The sequence below is a fragment of the Oleiphilus sp. HI0123 genome, from assembly GCF_001635315.1.
Window position 1 is genome coordinate 1 of sequence record NZ_LWGE01001126.1, and the last position, 4,915, is coordinate 4,915.

General features: G+C 42.7%; 5 protein-coding genes. 2 read left to right on the forward strand and 3 right to left on the reverse strand.

Going from position 1 to position 4,915, the window contains the following annotated elements; genetic code table 11:
- Positions 1–100 precede the first annotated feature (100 nt).
- Positions 101–1,876 carry a DUF1631 family protein gene (locus A3761_RS11675; RefSeq protein ID WP_068509083.1) on the forward strand — a complete coding sequence of 592 codons (1,776 nt, stop codon included), beginning with the start codon at positions 101–103 and terminating at the stop codon, positions 1,874–1,876.
- A gap of 14 nt (positions 1,877–1,890) precedes the next feature.
- Positions 1,891–2,271, forward strand: coding sequence for a PilZ domain-containing protein (locus tag A3761_RS11680; RefSeq protein WP_068509088.1), 381 nt, complete (start codon positions 1,891–1,893; stop codon positions 2,269–2,271).
- A 17-nt stretch (positions 2,272–2,288) separates the two neighbouring features.
- Here A3761_RS11680 and A3761_RS11685 read toward each other — a convergent pair whose 3' ends face one another.
- The 3 genes from A3761_RS11685 to A3761_RS11695 form a co-directional block, all read right to left on the reverse strand.
- Positions 2,289–3,428: an alpha/beta fold hydrolase gene (locus A3761_RS11685; RefSeq protein ID WP_068509080.1), complete on the reverse strand. Its 1,140-nt coding sequence runs from the start codon at positions 3,426–3,428 to the stop codon at positions 2,289–2,291.
- Positions 3,429–3,573: 145 nt separating this feature from the next.
- Positions 3,574–4,365, reverse strand: a complete 792-nt coding sequence (locus A3761_RS11690; protein WP_068509078.1) for an enoyl-ACP reductase — start codon at positions 4,363–4,365, stop codon at positions 3,574–3,576.
- A 101-nt stretch (positions 4,366–4,466) separates the two neighbouring features.
- Positions 4,467–4,915, reverse strand: a 449-nt coding sequence (locus A3761_RS11695) for an ATP-binding cassette domain-containing protein (RefSeq protein ID WP_156491808.1), incomplete at its 5' end; no start/stop codon positions are given.

Genomic DNA, 4,915 nt, shown 5'->3' on the forward strand with positions numbered 1-4,915 from the left:
CTATAATGAAGCGTATGGAAAAAATTAATGCAGTAATTTCTTCGTGAGCCGCCTTAGTAATGACTTGAGTTTTGTGAGGGCTTTGTGTCAAAAGCTACGTGTGCCTGAGCTTAAGTATCTACAGGATTTTGGCACTAGTACCGACAAAACTCTAGATTTAGAGGGTGTTCGACAGCACTTTGTCTTAGAAGTAGGTCAGTACGAAGTGAGCTTGTTAGATCATCTAAAGAAGCATTATGAAGGCGCACAGAAAAGTGGCGTTAATAATATTGCTTTTATCTTGGACCGTTGCTTCGACGTTTGGCTCCGCAAGAATTGCTTCCCCCATGAAATTGCGAACATTTTATCTGTCTGGCGCTTTTCATTATTTACGATCATTTTTCTAGAGCAAAAAAAAGTTTTTCAGCAAGAAGGGGTTGACCAAAAGAAAATACTTGCTTCTGTCATTGGCTTGCTTGAACTGATAGCTACAGACTGTATTGGCTGGAGCGCCGTCCCCGAGCGTTCCAAGCACTTACTTCTTGAACAATTGAATGACGTCAGCACTCAAGTAATAGCAAATCTCCATTCAAACCTGGAGCTGATTGAGGATGCTGAACTTAAGTGGAAAGACTTCCAAGATAAGCAACGCTCAAAGTTTACAAAGGTTACTCAGCGTCTAATCGAGTCAGAGTCTCAATTATGCTGGAAACGTTTCAGCTTTTGGTGTGCACAAAGCTACATTGATTCGGTTTTTGCACGTAAAAAACTTCCCGAGAGTTTACAGTGCTTTCTGGATTCTTATTGGCTTAACAGTGTGGCTGTACATTTGGTATGCGAAGACGGTCTTCATGTGCGTCTGGATGCCGAAATCGACAAATTGACCCAGTCTTTGATGAAGGCCTTTTGCCAGCAGGGCAAGGCTTTATTTCAGTTAGCTGATAGCTTGGTTGACGATCTCAAGAAGGTTCTTGATAGATCGAATATTGCTTACGACGAAAGCATATTCAATGCCTTAGAAGAAAGTATGGTTTCATTGCTTAAACAAGAGTTCTGCGATTCTTTTGTTCCCTATACTTCAGTACCGACTGATATAACACTTAATGAACAATTTAGTCATTTCGATATCTCAAGAATATTATATAAAGATGAGGTTGGTGATAGCTCCGTACCTCAAAATGATTCGGTAGAAAAACTCAATCTTGAAGAAAGTGACTGGTTTGTAATGGGTACAGACCAAGCTAGTTCACCTTCAATGATATTATTGAACCGCTTTGACTATGCTGGCTTGTTTTTGTTTGGTAATTATTTGGGGATGAAAACGGGCATATATACCCGTCAGGAGTTAGACCACTTGCTCAATCAAGGTGAGATTAAACCTTACAAGCAAGGGGAGTCATTCTCTGTTGTGTTTAATGCTTGTGTTAAGGGGCTGATGCGAGTAGCTGATTCACAGCAGAAAGCCAGAATCGCTGCCGCCGAGAAAGCGAAAGAAGAAGCAGAGAGACTGCTCGAAGAAAAACGACTTGCCGAAGAAGAGGCAGAAAAGAGAGCGCAGGAAATTGCCGAACGTACTAAAGAACTACTTAAAAGGCGCGAAGATAAGAAAAAAGCCCAACTTGAAGTATCAGCACTAGCGAAAGTACAGAAATTGACTATAGGTGCTTGGGTCTCACTTACGATTGGTGACCAAGCGGAGCGCTATAAGCTAGTAGTGAAGATTGCTGCGAGTAGTAAATTCATTTTTGTTGATAAGCTCGGGATTAAGAAAAAGGAATATAAAGAAGTTGACCTTGTGGACCTTGTTGTGACAAACAAAATGGAATTTTTGAGCGACGGAGCAGAATTTGAAGACAGCTTGCAAAGGGTTGTAAGCCGATTGCGTATGGCAAAATAAAAATGGTTACTAGCATGAATGATGAAGACTTAAAAAAGTACTTTGATATTGATGAGAAGCGAGTAGAAGCGCGTTTGAACGTTGATGCAGATATTTATATTGAAACAGTGTCACGTGAACCTGGGGATGATAGACCTGCTCACGTTGTACAATGTGAATGTGTTGATTTGTCCGCGAATGGCCTTCAAGCCTATGTCGATGAACCTCTAACGCAAGGCGCTATTCACAGTCTTATAATTGATCTGCCAGAACAAAATAAAAACTTCAGGTTAACCGCAGAAGTGAGATGGGTAAAACCATATAAGTCTGATTATCTAACCGGCTTACTACTTTACGATTCCGATGGGACTGAAATAGTAGATTGGAAGTTTCTGATGTCAAAATACCTTAACTAATACGTAAGGCTTTTGAACTACTCCGCGTCTTCCATTTCTTCAAGCTCTGTGCCAAACAGTGAGTCTTTGTCAAATTCGTTCAAGTGGTCTTCGATTGATAGGCCATTGCCTACACCGTTATTAAGGCTTGGTACAGGTTCTTCGTTAATGAATGCCGCAGCATCAGCAGCCGTTAGTTCTTTACCTTCTTCCATTAGCGCGTGGCCGTAGTTTGGATAGGTGACCAAGGTTGAGTTAGGCAGCGCCTTATGCCAGCGTTGCGCATGGCTAGGGTCTCCCCACTTATCGGACTGACCCCACATGATAAGCGAAGGAACTTCAATTTCGCTGAGATCGAGCAGCATGCCATGCTCCATTAAAGCACGGACAAGTTTCAGCTGTTTGATGTTGGTCGCGTGGGTACCTTCAGTTTGGGCAAGGTGCAGATACCTCTCGGTTACGGCGCGCGATGGTTTTTCCAGACCATAAAAGTCTTGAACAATTTCAGTGATAACGCCTGAGGGTTGTATGTATTTGCTGAATATATCCATGCCAGACGTTGTGGCATAGTTAAGTATCCATGGTAACTCTTGTTGGAATCCTTTAGGGCTAATTAGTACAAGCTTATCCAATTTTTCGGGGTGCTGCAGACCCGCGTACTGTGCGGCCAAATAACCGGAGTAGGAACTGCCAATAAGCGAAAATTTATTTATGCCAAGATCTTCAATAAAGTATTCAAGTGTGTGGACAATGTAATCGCTCGATAAATTTTCGGCGCAAGTGTCTGTACTATCAGAAACACAGTGTGGTGCGCCAGTAAGCCCTGATCCTGGCAGGTCTATTGCGATCAATCTAAAGTCATTACTCAGAATGTCGATCCAATCCTCCCAAGCATGAAGTGAGGAAAGTTCGCTGTGAAGTAGAAGTATTACAGGGCCTTCGCCTACGTCGCGATAATGGATTTTTGTATTAAAGTCGTTTTCGATCCACTGGGAGTCACTATAACTATACTTGCTCGTAATGTACCAGTCAGGTAGCTCGGAAAAGCCAAGAAAATTAGACAAGGAGGTCGAAGATTGAGACGCCTGCTTGATGTTTGCGCAGCCGCCTAGACTTAGGGCGAAGGTAAATGTCAATAGGACAAAAGCAAGCCTAATGCGGTAAAAAAGACGTTCCACTATACGTATCCATCACAAAAATTAAACGTCGCACAAAGATGTACAAGGCATGTACAAAAGCACTTCTCAAGGACTGCATAGACTACCAGTATGTGCTTACCGTTTTCAGTGACGTAGTCCTTAAAATAGCAGTTATCTAAGCGGTTTAGCTTTCTTCTAGTGAACGCATGCCGCTAGTATTAAAGCCACCATCAACAAATAATACTTCTCCGCTAATTCCGCTAGCTAGATCTGAGCATAAAAAAGCAGCAGCATTGCCAACTTCGTCAATAGTCACGTTACGTCTAAGTGGTGTTTGCTGTTCATTTTCAGATAGCATTTTTCGGAAGTTCTTAATGCCGGATGCAGCCAATGTACGAATGGGGCCAGCTGATATGGCGTTAACACGCGTTCCTTCAGGCCCAAGGCTACCGGCCATATAACGAACGTTTGCTTCAAGACTGGCCTTTGCCAAGCCCATTACGTTGTAGTTTGGCAAGGTTCTTTCTGAGCCTAAGTAGGTTAGGGTTAGTAATGACCCATTTCGCCCTTTCATTAACTCACGGCTTGCTTTCGCCAAAGCAACAAAGCTATAAGAGCTAATATCATGAGCGATTTGAAAACCTTCACGGGTGGTTACATCAACATAATCACCGTTTAGTTCGTGGGCGGGAGCGTAGCCTACGGAATGCACGATTATATCAATGCCATCCCACACCTTAGCAATCTCTTCGAAGACCTGAGAAATTTGCTCGTCGTCGGCAACATCGCAGGGTAGAATTAGCTTTGATCCCCATGCTTCACCAAACCCTTCAACTCGCTTTTTCAACTTCTCGTTTTGATAGGTTAACGCTATTTCTGCGCCTTCTCGGTGAAAGGCATTAGCGATACCGGTTGCAATCGATAGCTTGCTTGCAATGCCAACTATAAGAACTTTTTTACCTGCTAAGAAACCCATAATCTATTACCTGGAACCAATTGAAAGTGCTGTCTAAGCGAGAAGGTAGCTCGCAATTAATCTATGCTGATGTTAAGAATATACCACTTGCTGAGATATTTTTATGAATAAAAATAGGCCGCATCTAATAAGTTTTTTGTATAGTCATGTTGAGGTGCGTCAAAAAGAGTTTCACAGTCGTTTTCTTCGATAACGTCTCCATGGCGCATAACTAATACTCTGTGACTTAATGCTCGTACGACTGCGAGGTCGTGACTAATGAATAAGTAGGCGATTTGGTACTTTTCCTGAAGGTGTCTCAGCAAATCTATCACTTGGTTTTGGACAGTACGATCTAAAGCAGATGTTGGCTCGTCGAGTATTATTAGCTTGGGCTTAAGGACGAGCGCTCGTGCAATTGCAATTCGTTGCCTTTGTCCACCGGAAAACTCGTGTGGATAACGATGGCGCATGCCCGGGTCGAGTTCGACCTCTTCGAGCACTTTAATGATTATTTGTTCTCGTTCGTCAGGAGTTCCAATGTTATGTATTTCTAAGCCCTCGTTAATGA

Bases quoted from the DNA above. Each gene is read 5' to 3' on its own strand.
- A3761_RS11690 (WP_068509078.1), bottom strand. From the start codon at position 4,365: ATGGGTTTCTTAGCAGGTAAAAAAGTTCTTATAGTTGGCATTGCAAGC.
- A3761_RS11680 (WP_068509088.1), top strand. From the start codon at position 1,891: ATGAATGATGAAGACTTAAAAAAGTACTTTGATATTGATGAGAAGCGA.